Here is a 22175-nt window from a genome sequence, read left to right on the forward strand (position 1 = left end):
TGCTGGAGCGGCATCGCGTCTCACCACAGCCGCCGCGGCGTATGGATCCCGGCTCAGGGCGTGGACGACACCGAGGGTGTGGCGGGGCAGGTGGCTTGACCGTGCTATCCTTATGGTGAACGAACCGTTGCCGGCCGCAATGGCTCGAATTGAACCGATGGAACTTACCGTCGATTCACCTTTCAGCCACGGTTGATGTGCAACAACCCGGCTCTCTTCTCGGCACAGGGACTGGTTCATTGACGCATCGCGCACTCGCCCTCTCCATCGCACTCCTGCTCGCCGGCTGCGCGGCCGAGACGCCGGTGGTGCAGGCGCCGACCATGTATGCCGACATGGCGGTCGCCGGCGCCAAGCTCGATGCGGTTGCCGCGGCGACGATGATCTCGCAATACCGCCAGAACAACGGGCTCGGCACGGTCGAGGTCGATCCCGAGCTGATGCGGCTGGCGGAGTCGCAGTCGAACGCGATGGCCGACAAGAACAAGCTCGATCACGACGTCCGCGCCCCGCTGGCCAAGCGGTTGAACGGGGCGGGCTATGACGCGGTCGTCGCGGTGGAGAACGTCTCGGCCGGCTACCACACGCTGGCGGAGGCGTTTTCGGGCTGGCGCGACTCGCCGCCGCACCGCGCCAACATGCTCAAGAGCGGTGTCACCAAAATAGGCATCGCGGCGAGCTACGCGCCAAACACCAAGTACAAGGTGTTCTGGACCATGATCCTGGCGGCGCCGGACAGCAAGAAGCCGTCGTAAGGGGCAGGCGTGCCGCAGCCTTGCGCAATGCTCGGCCGCCTCGGCGGCGTGGCATGTGACCGACGTCACCCATCCATTGAGGTGGATTGACGTCACCGCGAAGTGACGCCACGCTGTCGCATTGCTTTGCTAATGACCGGCGCAATGACGCAACATCCGTTTCCTCCGCTGCCCGCAACTCCCACCGAATCGCAACGCGTGCTCGTCCTGCAGGGCGGCGGCGCGCTGGGCTCCTACCAGGCCGGCGCCTATCAGGCGCTGTGTCACTTCGATTTCGAGCCGGAATGGGTCGCCGGGATCTCGATCGGCGCCATCAATGCCGCGATCATCGCCGGCAACGACCGCGACAAGCGCATCGCCCGCCTCAAGGAATTCTGGGAGATGGTGTCGTCGCCGGTGCCCTGGAAGCCGCTGCTCGACGGCGACAATCACCGCTCGGCCTTCAACGAGATCAGCGCCGGGCTGATCGCCGCGTTCGGCGTGCCGGGCTTCTTCACGCCGCGCTTTCCGCCGGCGCCGCTATGGCCGGCCGGCACGCCGCAGTCGGTGAGCTATTACGACACCGCGCCGCTGAAGCGCACCCTGGAGCGGCTGGTCGATTTCGACCGCATCAACGACCTCAAGACCCGGCTGTCGGTCGGCGCCGTCGGCGTCACCACCGGCAACTTCACCTATTTCGACAATGTCGAATTCAGCAAGCAGGGCAAGCGCATCGGGCCCGAGCACATCATGGCCTCCGGCGCGCTGCCGCCGGGTTTCCCGCCGGTCGAGATCGACGGCGAGCATTACTGGGACGGCGGCATCGCATCCAACACGCCGCTCGACTACGTGCTCGACACCGAGACCGGCCGCGATCTCCTGATCTTCCAGGTCGACCTGTTCTCGGCGCGCGGCGAGCTGCCGCGCACCCTGCTCGAGGCGGCCGAGCGCGAGAAGGATATCCGCTATTCCAGCCGGACGCGGATGAACACCGACAAGAACCGGATGATCCACAACACCCGCAAGGCGCTGCGTGAGCTCTACGACAAGCTGCCGGACGAGCTGCGCAACGATCCGTCGCTGGAGATCCTGTGCAAGGCCGCGCAGGAGAACACCGTCACCGTGGTCCACCTGATCTATCGCAGCAAGAGCTACGAGACGTCGTCGAAGGACTACGACTTCTCCCATGTCGCGATGGTCGAGCATTGGGAGGCGGGCGTGCGCGACGTGCATCAGTCGATGCGCCACAAGGACTGGCTCGAGCGGCCGCAGTCCGGCGAGACCATGGTCACCTACGATCTCACGCAGGATGGCAGCCCCGCTGCCGCCAAGAAGGAGTGAAGCACATGACGACGAATTTGAAGGGCAAGACCGCGGTCGTGACCGGCTCGACCAGCGGCATCGGACTTGCCATCGCGCGCGGCTTCGCCGCTGCCGGCGCCAACATCGTGATCAACGGCTTCGGCGCGCCCGCCGACATCGAGAAGGAGCGCGCCGGCATCGAGAGCGACTTCAAGGTGAAGGCCGTGCATTCGCCGGCCGACATGAGCAAGCCGGCCGAGATCGCCGGCATGATCGCGCTCGGCGAGTCGACGTTCGGCTCGGTCGACATCCTCGTCAACAATGCCGGCATCCAGTTCGTCTCGCCGGTCGAGGAGTTTCCGCCGGAGAAGTGGGAGCAGATCATCGCGATCAACCTCTCCTCGGCGTTCTACGGCATCCACGCCGCGGTGCCCGGCATGAAGAAGCGCGGCTGGGGCCGCATCATCAACACGGCGTCTGCGCACTCGCTGGTCGCCTCGCCGTTCAAGTCGGCCTATGTTTCGGCCAAGCACGGCATCGCCGGCCTGACCAAGACGGTCGCGCTCGAGCTCGCCACCTTCAAGATCACCTGCAACTGCATCTCGCCGGGCTACGTCTGGACGCCGCTGGTCGAGAAGCAGATTCCGGACACGATGAAGGCGCGCAACCTCACCAAGGAGCAGGTCATCAACGACGTGCTGCTCGCCGCCCAGCCGACCAAGGAGTTCGTCACGGTCGACCAGGTCGCGGCGCTGGCGTTGTTCCTGTGCAGCGACGAGGCCGCGCAGATCACCGGCGCCAATCTGTCGATCGACGGCGGCTGGACCGCGGCGTAACTTTGCTTGATGGGCGGAGCCTGCTTTGCCCACACCGTCATCGCCCGGCTTGACCGGGCGATCCAGTATTCCAGAGACGGTCGTGATTGATCGAAAAGCTGCGGCGTACTGGATTCCCCGCTTGCGCGGGGAATGACCCAGGGTGGGGTCCGCCTCACTCAAAGCGCCAGTTTCGCGCCGGAGCGGGTTTCGCTTCGGCGCGCGTCATTCTACAAGCTGGCGTTTCCACGACCAGCGCACGGACCCCACCTTGCTGACCACGATCATCGGCCTCGGCGCCGCCATCTGCACCACGAGTTCGTTCCTGCCGCAGGTCATCAAGGCCTGGCGCTCGCGCTCGACCAACGACATCTCGACCGGCATGTTCGTGCTGCAGACCACCGGCAATTCGATGTGGCTGCTCTACGGCGCGCTGATCAGCGACGTCCCGCTGGTCGTCGCCAACGCCATCACGCTCGGCCTGGTGGCCGCGATCCTCGGCCTCAAGCTGCGCTACGGCTGAGGCGAGTGCGCGCCGTCAGATGCCGCGCGCGAAGGCGTTCGTGGCCGACGAGGCGACGCTCTGGCCGGGCGGCAGCACGACCACGGTCGAGCCCAACTGCACGCGGCTGTAGAGATCGGCGACATCCTGATTGGTCATGCGGATGCAGCCGGACGAGATCGCCTGGCCGATATATTCGGGCTGGTTGGTGCCGTGGATGCGGTACAGCGAGTCCCGATTGCCCTCGTAGAGATAGATCGCGCGGGCGCCCAGCGGATTGGCCGGGCCGCCGGCGACGCGCTTCGGATAGGGCCCGAGGCGGGCCTGGATCTCCGCGGTCGGAACCCAGTCCGGCCACTCGGCCATCTTGCCGACCGTCGCGACGCCGTGGAAAGCCTGCGCCTCCTCGCCGACGGCAACGCCGTATCGGACGGCCTTGCGATCGGGAAGTACGTAGTACAGGAAGCGCGCGTCGGTATCGACGACGATCGTGCCCGGCTGTTCCTGCCGGCTGTACTCGACGATGTGGCGCTGGAACTGCTCGGGGATCTGGGCTTCGGCATAGGGCGCGTGTGCCAGCAACTGGCGGTCGCGCGGGGTCAGCGCGGCATCCGTGGTCGGCGACAGCGTCGCTTCCATGCAGCCCGCCAACAACAACGGCGCGGCCAGCACCACTGCGAGCCCCAGTCTCGGCATCTCTTTCTCCCCCGACGCGCGGTCCAAGCCATGTGCCCGGAGGATCGCGCCATTATCAAGGCATTGCAGCCAACACTTGCGTGATCGCAGCGCCGGGAGACCTGCGTCGGGATGATGCTCTCGGTTCCGTCAAACCAAGGACAAGATGACGCAATTGTTGCGTCAACAAGGGTCCCTCAGGATGCCTTGCCGAAGGCAAGAACGTGCAGGCCGAGCCGCTGCTTGACGATGCGGAACAGCAGCACGGTCTCGAACGCCAGCGACAGCGAGGTCGCGGCCGCGGCGCCATGGCCGCCGAATTGCGGCACCAGCAGGATGCACAGCACGAGGTTCATCACGAACGCCGCCGCATAGGCGGAGGCGCAGGCGCGCTGCTGGCCCAGCATGTTCAAGAGCCGCTCGACCGGGCCGATCGCGGCGCGCACGACGAGGCCGATCGCGGCGATGAACATGATGTCGTAGCCGCTCGTGAACTGCGCGCCGAACAGCCACAGCAGCGGCTTGCCGAGCGCGAGCAGCACCAGGGTCGCCGCGAGCGACGGCCAGAACGTCCATTTGATGGCATGCGCGACATAGGCCGCCAGCCGCGCCTTGTCGCCCAGCGCGTGATACTCGGCGAAGCGATGCGCCGTCGTCGCCGACATCGCATAGTGGATGAACGACACCAGCGCGAGCGTCTTCACGACCGCGAAATAGATGCCGACCTCCTCCGAGGAGCGGAACTGCTGCAGCACCAGCACGTCGGTGTAGGACAGCAGCAGATAGAAGCTCTCGACCAGCAGGATCGGCAGCGAGATCGCGAGCCAGCCGCGCAGGTCGTATTGTTTCGGCCCGGGCTCGATGTGACGGCCGAGCCTGCGGTTCAGCACCAGCATCTGGCCGAGCATCGCGAGCCAGACCGCGGCGGCGCTCGCCGCCATCGCGGCGGTGGCGCCGAGATCGAAGCCGAGCACGAAGGCGCCGGCGGTGAAGCCGATGATCAGCGCCTGGCGGATGATGAATTGCGGCATCAGCCCGAGCGCCATCCAGTCGTGCGAGCGCGCGATGCCGTCCTGGGTGTTGGCGACCACGAAGGCCGGCAAGGTGAGACAGCCGATGTACAGCGGCCAGCGCTCGCTTGCGTCGATCCACGGCGACAGCACGGCAACGAGTCCGGCGAGCAGCAGCGCCGCGGCGGTGGAGGTCGCGAGCGTCAGCCAGCGGCCCCCGGACAGGAAGCCGCGCAGCAGCGCGTGCTGACGGGACGTGCGGTAGTCAGGAATGATCTTCTGCGCCGACGAGGCGATGCCGACATCCAACATGCTGCCGAGCAGCAGCACCCAGGTCCAGACATAGACATAGGTGCCGTAGTCCGAGCCTCCCATCCAGCGCGCGAGCAGGATCTGGCTGAGATAGGCGAGCCCGGCGCTGAGCACGCGGATGACGAAGATCGTGCCGGCCAGCCGCCGCGTCAGCGAGGCCTCGCCGCTGCCGCCGAGCGTGGTGAGGCGCGCCTTCAGTCTGGCGAACAAGCCTGGGGATACGGGGTCGTTGCGGGCGTCCATCACGGCCACGGCAGGGGCTCCACGGCCGCGCCAGTCGCGGCGATGGTGCCTTCGTATCAACCCATCGTTAAGAATCGGTTGGATCGGCCGGTGCCTTCGCCGGCAGGCGGGACCGCCTAGGGCAGGTTGACGTTGAACTCGTAGGCCTTGTCGGGGGCGACCAGCGTGAACTTCAACGCCGCGCCGTCGGGCTTCACGCCCGGCGGCACGCCGTCGAGCTCGAAGGCGAAGCGGGTGATCCCCGGCGTGCCGCTGTCACGCATGGTCGGGATCGGCAGCGCCCAGTCGGGCGTCGGCCCCTCGACATACAGATGAACGCCGCGTCCATCCGGGGCCGCCACGTCGACGATGACGTCCTTCTTGCCGTCGCGCTTGACGTCGCGGATCGTGAGCGGATTGGGATCGCCGACGTTGGCGGGCTTCGGCACGGTATCGAGGGCGGCGGACAGCGCCGTATCCTCGGTGCTGGCGACGCTGGTGAAGGCGAGCTCCGCCTTGGCTTCGACCGGGATGCAGATCTTCTCACAGACCGCGTAGCTGATGTCGGCGCGCAGGGTCATCGGCTTGTCGGTGTTCTTGCTGACGATGCGCAGCGGCAGCACGATGGAATCGTGATAGCCGAGCGAGTGGCCGCCGGCGCCGTCGTCGAACTTGGTCGGCGCCGGCCACAGAACGGTCACGGCTTCGACGTTCTCCGACTTCGAGAAGTCGAACCGCGGCGGCACGCCGGAATCACCGGGTGTCCGCCAATAGGTCTTCCATCCCGGCTGAAGCTGGAAGGCGATGCCGCCCAGCAGCACCGGGCCGCTGCGCGAGCCCGCCAGCAGGCGCACCGCGGAGTGGCCGTCGCGCTGCCAGGGCGAGGAGTCCTGCGCGCGCGCGCCGAACGCCAGGCAGCTCGATATGATGGCGGCGATGAACAGTGTGGCGGAGTGGTGAGGAACCAAGGCGGACATGAGACGTCTTTAGTGTGCTGTTCAGCCGCAAACCATTGAATTGCTTGTGAGGCAGATTTCGCCGCGGGGACCTGAACCTTGATTGACAGATGTGCATCCCAATATCAGGATATCGACGATCATGAGAGTCCTCGCGGATGAATCCTGAAGCAAAACGGCTCGGCGACATTCGCCGCAAAGTGACCGGGATCGGCGATCAAGCCTCTCACGGCGGCTACCTCGACGGCCAGCTGCTGGTCGCGATGCCCGTGATGGGCGATTCCCGCTTCGAGCGCTCGGTGATCTATCTGTGCGCGCACTCCGCCGAGGGCGCCATGGGTATCATGGTGAACCGGCCGGCCGGCAGCATCGATTTCCCGCAGCTCCTGATGCAACTCAATATCATCGGGAAGAACGACCAGATCACGTTGCCGAGCAGCGCCGAGACGATGAAGGTGCTGAGCGGAGGTCCGGTCGACACCGGCCGCGGCTTCGTGCTGCATTCGAGCGACTACTTCATCGCCAACGCCACCTTGAAGATCAATGACGGCGTGTGCCTGACGACGACGATCGACATCCTCAAGGCGATCGCCAAGGGCGACGGACCGAAGCACGCCATCCTTGCGCTCGGCTACGCCGGCTGGCGCGCCGGTCAGCTCGAGGAGGAGATCCAGGACAATGGCTGGCTGCATTGCGATGCCGATCCCGAGCTGATCTTCGGCGACAATGTCGAGAACAAATACGACCTGGCGCTGCGCAAGATCGGCATCGATCCCGGCATGCTGTCCAACGCCGCGGGCCACGCGTAGGTCCTATCGATAATCGGTCCTATCGATAATCTTGCGGCTCGCCCCGATGGCCATCCAGTCTGGTCGGCGTGCGCTCTGCCTCTTCACCTTCATTGCGAGAGCAGCGAAGCGATCCAGCGTCTCGCCCGCGACTCTGGATTGCTTCCTCGCTTCGCTCCTCGCAATGACGGCCTCTCCGGAACGAAGTCACTGAAACAGCGCTACTCCGCCGCCTGCTGCGCCACCGTCGGCTCGGTGCCGGCCACCGTCGCGCGGCGCATGTCGCGCGGCTGGGACTGATCGTAGCGGCGCACGCGGTGCACGGTCTGGCGGTTGTCCCACATGATCAGGTCATGCAGCTTCCATGTGTGCACATAGACGAACTCCGGCTGCGTCGCATGCTCGGTGAGGTCGCGCAGCAGCAGCCGGCCCTCGGGCATGCTCATGCCGACGACGGCGCCGGCATGCGACGACAGATACAGCGACTTGCGGCCATGCGCCGGATGCGTGCGCACCAGCCGCTGCCGGACCGGCTTGAACATCTGCTTCTCCTCGTCGGTGTAGTCGAGGAAGCCGAGCGAGCCGCGCGAATACATCAGCGAATGTTCGCAGACGAGATCCTCGATCTCGGCCTTGGTCTCATCGTCGAGCGCATCATAGGCTGCGCGCATGTCGGCGAACTCGGTGTTGCCGCCCTTGGGATTGACGATGCGGGCCGAGAGGATCGAGTACTTCGCCGGGATCGGCCGGAACGAGCTGTCGGAGTGCCACAGGCAGTTGCCGAGATTGAACAGATGCGTGCGATGATCCGGTGGCAGCGGCTTGCCGTCCTTGCCGAGGTTGGAGACGTCGTTGAGGCCGGTGGTGAGCCGGTAGTCCTCCTTCTTCGTCACGGTGCCGCCGCGCGCCTGCTCGCGCTCGCCGAAATTCAGCGCGAAGGCGAGCTGCTGCTCGTCGCTGATATCCTGGTCATGGAACACGAGCACCGCATAGTGATCGATCGCGGCCTGCAGCTGCGCGACCTCGTCGCGTGTCAGCGGATGCCGCAGGTCCACGCCGGAGACTTCGCCGACGAAATGCGGATGCAGCTGCCGGATGGCGATGGCCATGGCGTTCTCCTTGCGTGTCCTCGTCGCGGCGGATCTGTCGGTCCGCGTCGCCGCTCGAAGGCTACGCCGGCAGTCTGCGAAGTCAACGCGGGCGCCGGGCGGCGCCGCGCACGGCTGTCATGCCGGCGCGGCGGAGGTCAGGCATTGCGGGCCATCAGCCCGCCGTCGACCGGGATCACGGCGCCGGTGATGAACGAGGCGGCCGGCAGGCACAGGCTCAGGGTCATGTGCGCGACTTCCTCGGGATCGCCATAGCGGCCGAGCGCCGTGCGGCGTCTGGCGTAGATGGTCTTCTGCTCCTCGGGGATGCGCGCGGTCATCGCCGTCGTGATCGGGCCCGGGCAGATGCAGTTGACGGTGATGCCGTCGCGGCCGAGCTCGACCGCGAGCGAGCGCGTCAGTCCGGTCACGCCGGCCTTGGCGGCGGAATAGGCGCTGTGCAGCGCGGTGGCGCCGAGCGCTTCCGTGGAGGCGATGTTGACGATGCGCGGGCTTGCGGATCGGCGCAGATGCGGCAGCGCGGCGCGGATGACGCGCTGCTGCGCGGTGAGCATCACCGCAAGGCCCTTTGCCCAAGCCTCGTCATAGGCATCGTCGTCGATCGCGACGCGAACCGAGATGCCGGCATTGTTCACGACGATGTCCAACCCGCCGAAATGCGCCGCCGCGCCGGCGACGACGGCTGCGATGGCGTCGCGGTCCGTCAGATCGAGCCGCCAAGCGCGCGCCGTTCCGCCCGCGGCTGCGATGTCCACGGCGACCGCATGCGCGCCGTCCGCGTCGATATCGGTGACCGCGACGTGCGCGCCCTGGTCGGCAAAGACCCGCGCGGTGGCGCGCCCCATGCCGGATGCCGCGCCCGTGATCAGGACGGTCAGTCCCTGGACCGAACGGCTGAGCTGCTTGTGGTCCGACATATTTGCGGCTCGCGGAAAAAGATGCGTCCTATCAGCATGATCGAATTAGCATCAATGAGATCTGTCCGGTAGGCACGATTCCGGGACGAGATCATTCGAGTCCGGCACTGCAAGCGCGGTCCGAGATCATGCGGAGTCCGCCCACTCAACTTTGCCGCACTGCCCCCTATGATCCGGCCGGGTCGATCGCCACGTTCCCTGGACGCACGATGCGTCGTCACAGCGAGTTGAACGGAGCCACCATGAACCGACGAAACACATTGATGGCGTTGGTGGCGGCCGGCCTCGTGGCGATCTCGCAGGCCCATGCCGACAGCATCAATGCCGGCAGCCGCCGGCCCAGCGGCACGCCGCCCTTCGCGACCCAGACCGTCGCCGAGTTCGACACGCCCTGGGCGATCGCGTTCCTTCCCGACGGCCGCATGTTGGTGACGGAGAAGCCGGGCCGCATCTTCGTCGTCACCCAGAGCGGCCAGAAGACCGAGATCGGCAACGTGCCGGCGGTGGCCGCGCGTGGTCAGAACGGCTTGCTCGACATCGCGGTGTCGCCGAGCTTCGCGACGACGTCGCAGGTCTACATCACCTCCACGGAGCCGAGCCCCGAAGGCAGCCGCCTCGTGCTCACCCGTGCCGTCTTGTCGCTGGCCAATGATCGCGCAGCGCTGACGGATCCGACCGTGATCTGGCGCCAGACGCCGTCGGGTGGCGGCGGTCAGCCCGGCGGCATCATCGCCTTCGATCCGCAAGGCACGCATCTGTTCCTCACCGTCGGCGACCGCATGCAGCCGAACAGCGCGCAGGATCCGCGCCAGGCGCGCGGCAAGGTGTTGCGGCTCAATCTCGACGGGTCGACGCCGTCGGACAATCCGATGGCCGGGGACGAGGGCGTGCCGGCCCAGACCTGGACCACGGGCCATCGCAATCCCTACGGCCTGGCCTTTGCGGCCGACGGCCGGCTGTGGCTGCACGAGATGGGGCCGCGCGGCGGCGATGAATTCAACCTGATCGAGCCGGGCAAGAACTATGGCTGGCCGCTGGTGTCGAACGGCGACAATTACGACGGCACGCCGATTCCCCGTCATGCAACGCGGCCCGATCTCACCGCGCCGCCGCTCTATTGGGACCCGGTGATCGCGCCGGCCGGCCTTGCCTTCTACGACGGTGCGATGTTTCCGCAATGGAAGGGATCGGCGCTGATCGGGGGCTTGCGGGCGCAGGCGCTGGTGCGCGTGGCTTTCCGCGCCGATGGCCAGCCGGACGAGGTCGAGCGCTGGGACATGGGCGCGCGCATCCGCGACGTCGCCGTCGCGCCCGATGGCGCGGTCTGGATCATCGAGGACGATTCACCCGGCCGCCTCCGGCGCCTGACGCCGGCGAAATAGCGACGCATCTCGCCGCCGCCGGTGGCGCGTTGACAGCAGGCGCGCCGCTCTCCACACATGTCCGATAAACAACAACACGAGGGCAGGGAGATGAACGCGCTCGATTTCACGGGGCGGCAGGTGCTGGTGGTCGGCGGCTCCAGCGGCATCGGCAACGGCATCGCGCAGTCATTCCGCGCGCAGGGCGCCCGCGTCGCGATCTGCGGCACGCGCACCAGTGCGGCCGATTATCGCGCCGAGGATGGTTCCGATCTCGAGGGCCTGGACTATCATCAACTCGACGTCAGCAATGCCGCGGCGATCGAGGCGTTCGCGCCGGGCTTCGACCGGCTCGACGTGCTGGTGCTGGCGCAGGGCGCGGTGCTGTATCGGCGCGGCGAGTTCGCGATGGACGGCTTCCGCAAGGTGATGGAGGTCAATCTCATCAGCCTGATGGCTTGTGCGACGAAGTTTCACGGCCTGCTGCGCGAGTCCAAGGGCGCGCTGATCATCGTGTCGTCGACGGCGGCGTATCATTCGACGATGGGCAATCCCGCCTACAATGCCTCCAAGACCGGCGCGGTCGGGCTGACGCGGACTCTCGCCGAGGCCTGGGCCGGCGACGGCATCCGCGTCATCGGCATCGCGCCGGGCCTGGTCGATACCAAGATGACCAAGGTGACGACCGCCAATCCGCAGCGCCTCGAAGGCGCCCTGCAGCGCATTCCGCTGAAGCGGCTCGGCACGCCGCAGGACATGGCCGGCGCGGCGCTGTTCCTCGCCTCGCCGCTGTCGTCCTACATCATCGGCCAGACCCTCGTCGTCGATGGCGGGCTGATTTTGTAGTTGGCCGGAACCGTCGCCGCCCGAGCCGGTTAGCAGAGCGGAAAGCCCCGCAAACGCGAGACGAAGGAGAGGCGGCGATGGATACGGATCGGTTGACCGGAACGGCGAAGGATGTCGCAGGCAAGGTCGAGGGCGGCATCGGCGAGATGACCGGAGACAAGAGCACGCAGGCCTCGGGCCGCGCGCGCGAGGCCTCTGGCGTCGTGCAGAACCTGTACGGCCAGGCCAAGGACGCCGCCCGCGAGGCCGGCGATGCGGCGATGGACTACGCCAAGGATACGTTCGGCAGCAGCACCGACAGCCTGCGCGACGGCACCCAGGCGCTCAGCAAGCGCGTGCAGGACAACCCGATGGGCGCGCTGCTGGTCGCAGGCGGCATCGGCTTCCTGCTGGCGATGCTGATGCGCCCGAGCCGGCCGCAGCCGCAGCGCTGGCGCTACTGAGCCGATCGCGGCTGAGCTCTGACGGAAAGACGATCGGCCCGCATTCGCTCTCGAATGCGGGCCGATTTGTCGTGCCGATGTTTCGCACGAAAAAGAATGCGCCGAAGTGGTCAGCGCGCCGGCGCGTCGAGCACGGCGGCCGAGCGTCCCACAGCGGCCGGCGGCCGGGGCGGGGCATTCGGGTTGCGCACGGTCGGCGGCCTGACCGGCGTGGGCTGCTGCTGTTGCGGCGCGCCAAAGCCGAAGAACTCGCGCAGGCCCTGGCCGTTCTGATTGGCTTGGCCGTTCTGGCTCGGCGGCTGGCCCTGGCCGGGCGCCGTCGGCGTCGTCAGCCGCTTCGGCCGCTGCTGCGGCGGAAGCTGGCCAGGCGCCTGCGGCGCCTCCGCGGGCGAAGTCGCCGCGACCGGCGTGTCGGGCTTGGTGAGCTCCTTGGGCGGCTCCTTCGCCTGTTCGCGGCCGACCTCGCGGCGCGGCCAGACGAAATCGTCGGCGCGACCGGCCGGCGGGCTCAGCGCCTCGCCCTTGACCAGCGTACGTGCGGCCAGCGCATCGACCGATGCCGGACGCGAGCCGGGACCGCCGAGCAACTGGTCGGTACCGACCGATGAGGCCACCAGCGGCAGGATCGGGCCTGCGACCGGGCGCGGCGCCGGCTGGCCCGGCACCGCATTGGCGTCGGGCGTCGCCGGCTCGGTCGGCAGCTCCACCGGGGCGGAGCGTGTCGCCAGCAGCCGGTTGATCTCGCGCTCGGCGTAGTGGGCGAGCTTGCGGGCGCCGGGCTTGGTGAAATAGACGCCGTCATAGGAGCGCAGCTGGCGGATCTGGCCTTCGAAATCCGGGCCCTTCTGCAGGAAGCGGCCGGCCTCGTCGACGAAGCCGTCCCACACGTCGACATAGGTAACGCCGGCCTTGCCGGCGGCGTCGCGATAGAGCGAATCCAGGAACAGCATGTCGGCCGTGCCCTTGGGGCCGCGGACGGCCGGGAGGCCGACCCATAGCACCGGCACGCCCTTGCTCTTGGCGACCGCGATCAGCTCCTCGATCTTCTTGGTGTAGAGCTCGACCCAGCGCTCGTCGCGAAATTCGTAGAGTGCGCCCGGTGCGCGCGGGGTCTTCTCCGGGGCCGCGATGACAGGCGTGTCGTTGTCGGCCTCGTCCTGCGGCAGCTCGCTATCGGCAGGCTTGGCCGCCGTATCGGTCTTCTGATCGGACTTGGCATCCGGCTTGGCCTCGCCGGGCTTGCCGTCGGCGGCCTTGGGGTCGCCGGGCTTGGCCTCTCCCGGCTTGGCCTTGGCATCCTTCTTGGCCTTGTCCGCCGCAGCCTTCTTGTCGTCGGGCTTGTCGGTCTTCTCCACGGCCGGCTCGCGCATCGAGAGCCGGTCGTTGAGGCCGAGCATGATCACGATGGCGTCGGCGCGCTCGGTCGCCAGAATGCCCTTGGCGGCGGCGGTCCAGTCGGCCGGCTCGCCCTTGGGCTGGTATTTGATCAGGCCGGAATTGGTCTTGATCCTGCGGGTGACGCCCATGTCGGGCTGCTCCGAATAGGCGTCCTCCAGGCCATAGGCGAGCCAGTCGGCCATGCCGTCGCCGAGCACCAGCACGTAGCGTTCGGGGGCGGCGGCATTGTCGCGCTTCTCCGGTGCCGGCGCCTTGGAATAGTCCTGGATGACCTTCTTGGGCTGCTGCGGCTGGTAGGGAGAGAAGAAGTCGCCGCCGAACCAGCCTCCGCCGCCACCACCGCCGCGCGGCGCCGGCCGCGGCGAGGCGAAGGGATTAAAGTTGAAGAACTGCGCCGAGGCCGGACCGGTGATCCCGACCAGCATGGCTACAACGACGGCCAGCACGACCGCCGGACCGGGCTCGTTCAGCAGCTTCAGGATGGATCTCAGCTTAGACATGCACACCCGTCCGCAGCCGTCGCGGGGCGAAATCGTGACAACCCATATAATAGGACCCGAATCAGGCCGCAAACGGGCATTCACCGGATGGTGTTGATGGCCCCGGCAATTGCCCCGGAAGGTTACCGCCGGAGGGGCCCTTACGGGCGATCAGCGCGCGCGCAGCCGTTCCAGCACGTCCGTGGTGGCAAAGCCGTCCGCCGGCGCCCCGATCGAGGCCTGGAAGTTCCGCAGCGCCTCGCGGGTCTGGCCGCCGAACTGGCCGTCCGGCGTGCCGCGGTAGAATCCGCGGTCGGCCAGCAATTGCTGCAGTTCCAGCCGCTCCGCCCGTGACAGGGTGCGCTCCTCGCGCGGCCAGGCCTGCACGAAGGGCGGCGCGCCGCGCAGCCGGTCGGCGAAATGTCCGATCGCCAGCGCATAGGCCTCGGCCGGGTTGTATTTCATGATGACGCGGAAATTCTGCAGCATCAGGAAGCCCGGGCCCTGGGCGCCGGCCGGCGCCAGCAGATAGGCCTTCTCGGCGGTCGCCGGGAACGGCTGGCCGTTGGCGCGGCGCAGCCCGAGCTGCTCCCATTGGGCGAAGCTCATGGTCTTGGCGCGGTCGGCCAGCATGAAGTTGAAGCCCTGCGGCAGCACGACCTCGTAGCCCCAGCTCTGGCCGGCCTGCCAGCCGTCCTTCTTCAGGTTGTTGGCGGTCGAGGCGATCAGGTCGGCGGGATTGTCGACCACGTCGCGGCGGCCATCGCCGTCGGCGTCGACGGCGAAGCGCTTGAAGGCGGTCGGCATGAACTGGGTCGGGCCGAACGCGCCGGCCCAGGAGCCGCGCAGCTGCTCGGGCCTGAGATCGCCGCGGTTGAGGATCTCCAGCGCCGACAGGAACTCGTCCTTGAAATAGGCCTGCCGGCGGCCGATGCAGGCGAGCGTCGCGGTCGACTGCAGCACGCTGCGGTCGCCGATCTGGGTCGAGTAGTTGGATTCGATGCCCCAGATCGCCGCGATGATGTAGCGGTCGACGCCATAGGCGCGCTCGGTGGCGTCGAATTGCGGCTTGTACTTCGCCAGCACCTCGCGGCCCTTGGCCAGGCGATTGTCGTTCACCAGGATGTCGAGATAGTCCCAGATCGACTTGGTGAACTCCGGCTGGGCGTCGAGCAGGTCCATGATGCGCAGGTCGGGCGTCAGGCCCGCCGTGAAGCGCTGGAAATTGTCCTGCGTGATGTTGCGCCGTGCGGCATCTGGCCACATGCCGGCGACACAGGCGTCGAAATTGCCGGCGGCCTCGCGGATCGCCGCGGCGGTCATCAGCGGATGGCCTGAGGCGCCGTCCTCGCCGCTCCAGGGTTGCGGCCCTGAGGGAGACGGGGCCTGTGCCGGCGCGGCGGGACTGGGATTGCCCTTGCTCAGCGACCCCGTGAACAGGCTGTCGAGGAAGTTCAGCGGATTGCCGGATTGCGCGTGGGCGGAACCGGACACCGTCGCCAAGCCTGCGGCCAGCACGGCCGCCTGCGTTCCGGTCCTCAAGGCTGCCAGCATGACGTTCCGTCGCATCATCAGTCATCCATCGCAAGGAGGGCCCCAGGAGGCCCGGTCCTGCTTAACGGGAGATTAACAAGGTTAATCATTTCTCAGCAGCGAAATATGGCCTTCCGATCGCGGGTCGAAAGGGAACCACCGGACCAACATCCGCCTTTGTTCTCGGCTGCAAACGAGCTACCAACATGCGATCGATTTCGCATTCATTCGTCACAAGGTTTAATCAGGCCCCATGAAGATCCGCAAAGCCGTTTTTCCGGTCGCCGGTCTCGGTACCCGCGTCCTTCCCGCCACCAAGGCGATGCCGAAGGAGATGCTGACGATCGTCGACAAGCCGCTCATCCAATACGTCTTCGACGAGGCCAAGGAAGCCGGCATCGAGCATTTCGTGTTCGTGATCGGGCGCAACAAGACCTCCATCGAGGATCATTTCGATCGGATGTATGAACTCGACGCGACGCTCGCGGCGCGCGGCAAGAAGACCGAGATGGACATCCTGGCGCGCGACCAGCCGGAAGCCGGCGCGGTCAGCTTCACCCGCCAGCAGGCGCCGCTCGGCCTCGGCCATGCGGTGTGGTGCGCGCGCGACATCGTCGGCGACGAGCCGTTCGCCGTGGTGCTGCCGGACGAGCTGGTGCTGAACACGCCCGGCTGCCTCGCGCAGATGATCGCCGCCGCCAACAAGCTGCCGGAGAAGAGCAACGTGCTCGCGGTGCAGGAGGTGCCGGCCGACCAGACGCATCAATACGGCATCTGCGGCGTCGGCAAGCGTGACGGCAAGATCTTCGAGGTCGACGGCATGGTCGAGAAGCCGGCCAAGGGCACCGCGCCGTCGAACTTCTCGATCACCGGCCGCTACATCCTTCAGCCGGAGATCTTCAAGATCCTGGCGACGCAGGAGCGCGGCGCCGGCGGCGAGATCCAGCTCACCGACGCGATGATCGGGCTGTCGAAGACGCAGAAATTCTACGGCGTCGATTTCGACGGCGAGCGGCATGATTGCGGCTCGAAGTCCGGCTTCCTGAAGGCCAACATCGCCTTCGGCATGGCCCGCGCGGACTTGCGCGACGGCCTGCGCGCCGACATGAAGAAGTATCTCGAAGCCAAGGGCTGAGAGCTTGCGCTGCTGCTGGCGGCTCACGCCGCCAGCGACGGCGAGGGCAGCGGCTTCGGCGGCGTCATCGTCATGCAGCGGTTGCGGCCGGCGGCCTTCGCCATGTAGAGCGCCCGGTCGGCGGCGTTCAGCAGTCCGCTCCAGTCCGAATCGCGCGCGGGTGTGACGCTGGCGACGCCGATGCTGATCGAGGTGTTGCGGTCTTCGCCCGCCCACAGCGCGACCTTGATGCGGATCGTCTCCGCCACGTGCAGCGCATCCGCCTCCGCCGTTCCCGGCAGCAGCACCGAAAACTCCTCGCCGCCATAGCGCGCCGCGCAATCGCCGGCGCGTCGCACCGAATCCGAGATGCACACGGCGATGCCGACCAGCACCTGGTCGCCGGCCTGATGCCCATGGGTGTCGTTGTAGCTCTTGAAATGATCCGCATCGATCATCAACAGCGCCAGCGGTGCCTGCGCCCGCTGCGCGCGCCGCCATTCGATCTCGATCGTCTCGTCGAACTTGCGCCGGTTCTTCAGGCCGGTCAGCGGGTCGGTGGTGGCGAGCCGCTCGAGCCTGGCCTCGACCCTGGTGCGCAGCTGGATCTCGCGCGCGGCGACCTGCGTCGCCGCCAGCACGAAGACGATCAGCGCGAGCATCATCGCGCCGATCTGCGCCGCCTCGTTGCGCCACACCGCGTAGACGCTGTCCCAGGTCCGGCTCGCGACCACCACCAGGGGATCGTTGGCGCTGCGCCAGACCAGGAGTCGCGGCTGATCGTCGAGCAGGCCGGCGCTGGACGACCAGCCGCTCGGCTCGGTCAGGGCGCGGGTCACCGCCGGGGACCGCGCCAGATTGCGGCCGATCGCCTCCGCATCGAACGGCGCGGTCACGATGACGGTGCCGTCGCGGCCGAACACGGTGAGGCCGACGCCCGGCGGCAGCGACAGCCGGCTGAACAGGTCGCGGAAATAGCCGAGGCGGATCGAACCGGCGACCACCCCGGCGAAGCGGCCGTCGGCCGCGGAGATGCGACGGCTCAGCGTAATGGAGACATGGCCCTGATGCTGCGCCGGCCGGCTGAGTTGAAGGCCGGCATCGGCGCGGTCGCGATGCACATGGAAGAAGTCGGCATCGCTGCGATCCTCCGGTCTGGGATCGAGCGTGGCCGAATCGATGGTGAGGCGGCCGTTCGAATCGAACACCTGGATGACGCCGAAATTCCGCGCCGTGGAGGCGCGGTCGAACAGGATCAGATGGCGGACCGGCTTGCTGACCGCGTTGATTTCGGGCAGCAACATGTTGGCCGCGACGGCGCGCAGCGACAGATCGTACAGCTCGATGTTGCGGCTGATGTCGGCGCCGATGCCGGCGGCGAGATTTTCCAGCGATTGGCGGGCGCGGACTTCCTCGCCGCGGCGCAGGTCGATCATGACGCTGGCGCAGATGGCCGAGAAGCCGATGATGGTGGAGATGGAGCAGGTGACGAGCGTGCGTGCCGAGAGACGCCAAGGCGGCTTTGCCTGGCCTGTTCGGCGTGTCCAGCGCATCGGCTCGTCCCGTCCCCGTGGGTTTCCGTCCGTAGACCAACGGATACCTCCGAGTAACGTATGTTAGGTTAACGAGCGGTTGCGTGCGTTCGACCTGTCGTCAAGGCAGGTCCACATCCGCTTGCAGATTGGAGTCGAACCTTGCCCGACTATGATGCCCTGAGCGACTACCTCAAGCGGCAGACCCGTCCCGAGCTGGTGCTCAGCCTCGACGAGATCGAGGAGCTGATTGGCGACAGCTTGCCGCGGGCCGCGCAGCGGGCGTCGTGGTGGGACAGCCTGCGGAGCCCGCAGGAGAAGATGCCGCAGCGCGAGGCCTGTCTGGCGGCGGGCTATGTCGCGACACGGCTGCCCGACGGCAAGGGCGTCCGCTTCCGCAAGCTCAAGCCCCCGCGCTGAGTCAGCAACTGGCCCGGATCGTGCCTTCGGCCCGATGCAGATGGGACCATGGCGCGCACGGCCTTGAAGGCAAGCCGGCAGCCCGCTCAAATGACCGCCGACAATCTGGAGAGAGAACAGTCATGAACGAACACGACCTGCGCCACGAGATCGCTGCCGTGAAAGAGGGGCGGTTGTCGCGCCGGGATTTCGTGCAGCGGATGCTCGCCGCCGGACTGACGGCGCCGCTGGCCGGCATGATGCTGGCGCATTCCGGCGTCGCGATGGCCGCGCAGGCCTTCCCCTACAAGCCGACCAAGGCCGGCGGCGGCGGGCCGCTGCGCATCCTGTTCTGGCAGGCGCCGACCCTGCTCAATCCGCACTTCGCGATCGGCGCCAAGGACCAGGAGGCCGCGCGCGCCTTCTACGAGCCGCTGGCGGGATGGGATGCCGACGGCAATCTCGTGCCGGTGCTGGCGACCGAGATTCCGAGCGTGGCCAACGGCACCGTCGCGCCCGACGGCACCTGGGTGATCTGGAAGCTCAAGCCGAACGTGAAGTGGCATGACGGCCAGCCCTTCACTGCCGACGACGTCATCTTCAACTGGCAATACGCCAGCAATCCGGAGACGTCGGCGGTCACGATCGGCGACTACAAGGACATCAAGACGATCGAGAAGGTCGACGAGCACACCGTCCGTCTCGTGTTCAGCCAGACCACGCCGCTATGGTTCACGCCGTTCGTCGGCGGCCGCGGCGCGATCATTCCGAAGCATCTGTTCGCCGACTACATCGGGCCGAAGTCGCGCGAGGCGCCGAACAACCTCAAGCCGGTCGGCACCGGCGCCTATCTGTTCGTCGACTTCAAGCCGGGCGACATGCTGACCGGCAAGCTCAACCCCGACTATCACGTGCCCAACCGGCCGTATTTCGACACGCTGGAGATCAAGGGCGGCGGCGACGCGGTGTCGGCGGCGCGCGCGGTGCTGCAGACCGGCGAGTTCGACTATGCATGGAATCTTCAGGTCGAGGACGAGATCCTCGTCAAGCTGGAGACCGGCGGCCAGGGCGTGGCCGAGATCGTGCCAACCGGCAATCTCGAATTCATCCTGCTCAACGCCACCGACCCCAATGTCGAGGTCGACGGCGAGCGTTCGAGCGTCAAGACCAGGCATCCGCTGTTCTCGGACCCCGCGGTCCGCGAGGCCATCAATCTGCTGATCGACCGCGCCTCGATCCAGAAGTTCATCTACGGCCGCGGCGGCATCGCGACCGCCAATGCGGTCAACAATCCCGAGCGCTACCGCTCGCCCAACACGCGCTTCGAGTTCTCGATCGACAAGGCCAACCAGGTCCTCGAGGAGGCCGGCTGGAAGAAGGGCGCGAGCGGCATCCGCGAGAAGGACGGCAAACAGCTGAAGCTGGTGTTCCAGACCTCGATCAACGGGCCGCGCCAGAAGAACCAGGCGATCATCAAGCAGGCCTGCCAGAAAGCCGGCATCGAGCTCGAGCTGAAATCGGTCGTCGGCTCGGTGTTCTTCTCCAGCGACGTCGCCAATCCCGACACCTATGCGCACTTCTACTGCGACATGGAAATGTACCTGATGACGATGGCCTCGCCCGAGCCGCAGGCCTTCATGACCCAGTACGTGTCATGGGAGGCCGCGAGCAAGGCCAACAAGTGGCAGGGGCGTAACATCTCGCGCTGGCAGAACAAGGAGTACGACGATCTCTACAACGCGCTGACGGTCGAACTGGACCCGGTGAAGCGCGCGGCGCTGTACATCAAGCTCAACGACCTCGTCTGCGCCGGACGTCACGTGCTGCCGGAGCTCAACCGGCCGCGTGTCAGCGGCATCCGCAAGGGTCTGCAGACGCACTCGTCGGGCTGGGACAACGATCTCTGGCAGCTGCCGAACTGGTACCGCGAGAGCTGAGCGCATTCGCCGATCATTCCGTATCCGGGCACCCCGGCGGCGGCCGTCGCCTCGCCGGTGTGAGTTCCATTTTCCGGACTCCCCATCGACGTCTTCTGCTGCATCTGCGAGGTGCGACAATGGTTCCGTTTCATATTGTGAAATTGGCCCGGATTCTGCTTTGACAGTCGCTTCGAAGGCTGATCCAATTTTGTGCAGCTCCGTGAAGATGCTTGGCGGAGCGCTTTTTTTGGCATTCAGCACCACACTGGAGTCGATGAATGAACGAGCGTGACCTCCGTAACCAGATCGCTGATGTCAAAGCGGGACGCCTGTCACGGCGCGATTTTGTGCAGCGGATGATTGCCGTGGGGCTGAGCGCGCCGATGGCCGGTGCGATGCTCGCCCATTCCGGCGTCGCCTTCGCGGCGGAAGCGATGGAGTACAAGCCGACCAAGGCGGGTGGCGGTGGTCCGCTCAAGCTCCTGTTCTGGCAGGCGCCGACCCTGCTCAATCCGCACTTCGCCAACGGCACCAAGGACCAGGAAGCCTGCCGGCTGTTCTACGAGCCGCTCGCCGGCTGGGACGCCGACGGCAATCTGGTGCCGATCCTCGCCGCGGAGATTCCGAGCAAGGAGAACGGACTGCTCGCCGCCGACGGCCTCTCCGTCACCTGGAAGCTGAAGCAGGGCGTGAAGTGGCATGACGGCAAGCCGTTCACCGCCGACGACGTCATCTTCAATTGGGAGTACTCGGTCAATCCGGATACCGCCGCGGTCTCGGTCGGCAGCTATCGCGGCATCAAGTCGATCGACAAGATCGACGATTTCACCGTGAAGCTGAACTTCAAGGCGCCGACGCCGTTCTGGGCCGACGCCTTCGTCGCTGCCTATGGTCTCGTCATTCCGAAGCATCTGTTCGCCGACTACATCGGCGGCAAGTCGCGCGAGGCGCCGGCGAATCTCAAGCCGGTCGGCACCGGTCCCTACGTCTACGTCGACTTCAAGCCGGGCGATTCGATCTCCGCCAAGCGCAACCCCGACTACCATCAGGCGAACCGGCCCTATTTCGACTCTGTCGAGGTCAAGGGCGGCGGCGACGCCGTGTCGGCGGCGCGCGCGGTGCTGCAGACCGGCGAATACGACTACGCCTACAATCTGCAGGTCGAGGACGAGATCCTGACCAAGCTGGAGGCCGGCGGCCAGGGCAAGGCCGCGCTGACCGTGACCGGCCACATCGAGTACATCGCGCTCAACGTCACCGATCCCTGGACCGAGGTCAATGGCGAGCGTGCCAGCGTCAAGACCAAGCATCCGTTCTTCACCGATCCAGCGGTACGCAAGGCGATCAATCTCCTGATCGACCGCGCCTCGGTGCAGAAGTTCATCTACGGCCGCGCCGGCATGGCGACGGCGAACTTCCTCAACAACCCCGAGCGCTTCCGCTCGCCCAACAACAAGTTCGAGTTCTCGATCGACAAGGCCAACCAGATCCTGGAAGAGGCCGGCTGGAAGAAGAATTCGTCCGGGATCCGCGAGAAGGACGGCAAGCCGATCAAGCTGGTGTTCCAGACCTCGATCAACGCGCCGCGCCAGAAGAACCAGGCGATCATCAAGCAGGCGTTCCAGAAGGCCGGCATCGAGGTCGAGCTGAAGTCGGTCGTCGCGTCGGTGTTCTTTTCCTCAGACCCGGCGAACCCCGACACCTATCCGCACTTCTATTGCGACATGGAGATGTACCAGACCACCATGCCGCAGGCCGACCCGCAGTTCTTCATGAACCAGTTCGTGTCCTGGGAGATTGCCAGCAAGG

The 22175-nt window shown here is 66.6% G+C and carries 20 protein-coding genes; 12 read left to right on the forward strand and 8 right to left on the reverse strand.

Annotation, left to right across the window (positions count from 1 at the left end):
* Positions 1-239: 239 nt before the first annotated feature.
* The 4 genes from BRAS3809_RS31020 to BRAS3809_RS31035 all read left to right on the forward strand — a co-directional run bounded on the left by BRAS3809_RS31020 (position 240) and on the right by BRAS3809_RS31035 (position 3374).
* Positions 240-755 (forward strand): CAP domain-containing protein, encoded by a 516-nt coding sequence (locus BRAS3809_RS31020; RefSeq protein WP_008965967.1) that lies wholly within the window; start codon positions 240-242, stop codon positions 753-755.
* Between the two features lie 144 nt (positions 756-899).
* Positions 900-2075, forward strand: coding sequence for a DUF3734 domain-containing protein (locus BRAS3809_RS31025; protein ID WP_008965968.1), 1176 nt, complete (start codon positions 900-902; stop codon positions 2073-2075).
* A 5-nt stretch (positions 2076-2080) separates the two neighbouring features.
* Complete coding sequence (locus BRAS3809_RS31030; protein ID WP_008965969.1) at positions 2081-2872, forward strand: 3-hydroxybutyrate dehydrogenase; 792 nt, start codon at positions 2081-2083, stop codon at positions 2870-2872.
* 250 nt (positions 2873-3122) lie between these two features.
* Positions 3123-3374: a SemiSWEET transporter gene (locus tag BRAS3809_RS31035; protein ID WP_008965970.1), complete on the forward strand. Its 252-nt coding sequence runs from the start codon at positions 3123-3125 to the stop codon at positions 3372-3374.
* A gap of 15 nt (positions 3375-3389) precedes the next feature.
* On the opposite strand, the gene BRAS3809_RS31040 is transcribed toward BRAS3809_RS31035, so the two are convergent.
* The 3 genes from BRAS3809_RS31040 to BRAS3809_RS31050 form a co-directional block, all read right to left on the reverse strand.
* The gene (locus tag BRAS3809_RS31040; protein ID WP_035659673.1) at positions 3390-4049 is read right to left on the reverse strand and encodes a L,D-transpeptidase; all 660 of its coding nucleotides are present in this window, start codon (positions 4047-4049) and stop codon (positions 3390-3392) included.
* A gap of 176 nt (positions 4050-4225) precedes the next feature.
* Entirely contained in the window at positions 4226-5602 is a 1377-nt protein-coding gene (locus BRAS3809_RS31045; RefSeq protein ID WP_008965972.1) for a lipopolysaccharide biosynthesis protein, read from the reverse strand.
* 107 nt (positions 5603-5709) lie between these two features.
* Complete coding sequence (locus BRAS3809_RS31050) at positions 5710-6549, reverse strand: protein-disulfide reductase DsbD domain-containing protein (RefSeq protein ID WP_008965973.1); 840 nt, start codon at positions 6547-6549, stop codon at positions 5710-5712.
* A gap of 137 nt (positions 6550-6686) precedes the next feature.
* On the opposite strand from BRAS3809_RS31050, the gene BRAS3809_RS31055 reads away from it, so the two are divergent.
* Positions 6687-7337: a YqgE/AlgH family protein gene (locus tag BRAS3809_RS31055; protein WP_008965974.1), complete on the forward strand. Its 651-nt coding sequence runs from the start codon at positions 6687-6689 to the stop codon at positions 7335-7337.
* A 200-nt stretch (positions 7338-7537) separates the two neighbouring features.
* Here BRAS3809_RS31055 and BRAS3809_RS31060 read toward each other — a convergent pair whose 3' ends face one another.
* Positions 7538-8425, reverse strand: a complete 888-nt coding sequence (locus tag BRAS3809_RS31060; RefSeq protein ID WP_008965976.1) for a TauD/TfdA dioxygenase family protein — start codon at positions 8423-8425, stop codon at positions 7538-7540.
* Between the two features lie 137 nt (positions 8426-8562).
* Positions 8563-9342 carry an SDR family NAD(P)-dependent oxidoreductase gene (locus BRAS3809_RS31065; RefSeq protein WP_008965977.1) on the reverse strand — a complete coding sequence of 260 codons (780 nt, stop codon included), beginning with the start codon at positions 9340-9342 and terminating at the stop codon, positions 8563-8565.
* 242 nt (positions 9343-9584) lie between these two features.
* Here BRAS3809_RS31065 and BRAS3809_RS31070 point away from each other — a divergent pair, with 242 nt between their 5' ends.
* From BRAS3809_RS31070 to BRAS3809_RS31080, 3 genes are all read left to right on the forward strand, one after another.
* A complete protein-coding gene (locus BRAS3809_RS31070) occupies positions 9585-10724 on the forward strand; it encodes a PQQ-dependent sugar dehydrogenase (RefSeq protein WP_170323355.1) in 1140 nt (379 codons plus the stop codon).
* Between the two features lie 90 nt (positions 10725-10814).
* Positions 10815-11549 carry an SDR family NAD(P)-dependent oxidoreductase gene (locus tag BRAS3809_RS31075; RefSeq protein ID WP_008965979.1) on the forward strand — a complete coding sequence of 245 codons (735 nt, stop codon included), beginning with the start codon at positions 10815-10817 and terminating at the stop codon, positions 11547-11549.
* Positions 11550-11626: 77 nt separating this feature from the next.
* Positions 11627-11992 carry a CsbD family protein gene (locus tag BRAS3809_RS31080; RefSeq protein ID WP_008965980.1) on the forward strand — a complete coding sequence of 122 codons (366 nt, stop codon included), beginning with the start codon at positions 11627-11629 and terminating at the stop codon, positions 11990-11992.
* A 110-nt stretch (positions 11993-12102) separates the two neighbouring features.
* Here the strand turns inward: BRAS3809_RS31080 and BRAS3809_RS31085 are convergent, their stop codons facing one another.
* Positions 12103-13890 (reverse strand): SGNH/GDSL hydrolase family protein, encoded by a 1788-nt coding sequence (locus BRAS3809_RS31085; RefSeq protein ID WP_008965981.1) that lies wholly within the window; start codon positions 13888-13890, stop codon positions 12103-12105.
* Between the two features lie 150 nt (positions 13891-14040).
* A complete protein-coding gene (locus tag BRAS3809_RS31090) occupies positions 14041-15441 on the reverse strand; it encodes a lytic murein transglycosylase (protein WP_083839200.1) in 1401 nt (466 codons plus the stop codon).
* A 214-nt stretch (positions 15442-15655) separates the two neighbouring features.
* Between BRAS3809_RS31090 and galU the strand changes: the two genes are divergently transcribed.
* The gene (gene galU / locus BRAS3809_RS31095; protein WP_008965983.1) at positions 15656-16537 is read left to right on the forward strand and encodes a UTP--glucose-1-phosphate uridylyltransferase GalU; all 882 of its coding nucleotides are present in this window, start codon (positions 15656-15658) and stop codon (positions 16535-16537) included.
* A gap of 23 nt (positions 16538-16560) precedes the next feature.
* On the opposite strand, the gene BRAS3809_RS31100 is transcribed toward galU, so the two are convergent.
* Positions 16561-18069 (reverse strand): GGDEF domain-containing protein, encoded by a 1509-nt coding sequence (locus BRAS3809_RS31100; protein WP_008965984.1) that lies wholly within the window; start codon positions 18067-18069, stop codon positions 16561-16563.
* A 141-nt stretch (positions 18070-18210) separates the two neighbouring features.
* Here BRAS3809_RS31100 and BRAS3809_RS31105 point away from each other — a divergent pair, with 141 nt between their 5' ends.
* The 3 genes from BRAS3809_RS31105 to BRAS3809_RS31115 all read left to right on the forward strand — a co-directional run.
* On the forward strand, positions 18211-18468 hold the full coding sequence (locus BRAS3809_RS31105) for a DUF7662 domain-containing protein (RefSeq protein WP_008965985.1): 258 nt from the start codon (positions 18211-18213) through the stop codon (positions 18466-18468).
* A 122-nt stretch (positions 18469-18590) separates the two neighbouring features.
* Entirely contained in the window at positions 18591-20384 is a 1794-nt protein-coding gene (locus tag BRAS3809_RS31110; RefSeq protein ID WP_035659677.1) for a peptide ABC transporter substrate-binding protein, read from the forward strand.
* A 260-nt stretch (positions 20385-20644) separates the two neighbouring features.
* On the forward strand, positions 20645-22175 hold a 1531-nt coding region (locus BRAS3809_RS31115; protein ID WP_035659679.1), incomplete at its 3' end, for a peptide ABC transporter substrate-binding protein.

Origin of the sequence: Bradyrhizobium sp. STM 3809, from assembly GCF_000239795.1 — a bacterium.
Classification (GTDB): domain Bacteria; phylum Pseudomonadota; class Alphaproteobacteria; order Rhizobiales; family Xanthobacteraceae; genus Bradyrhizobium.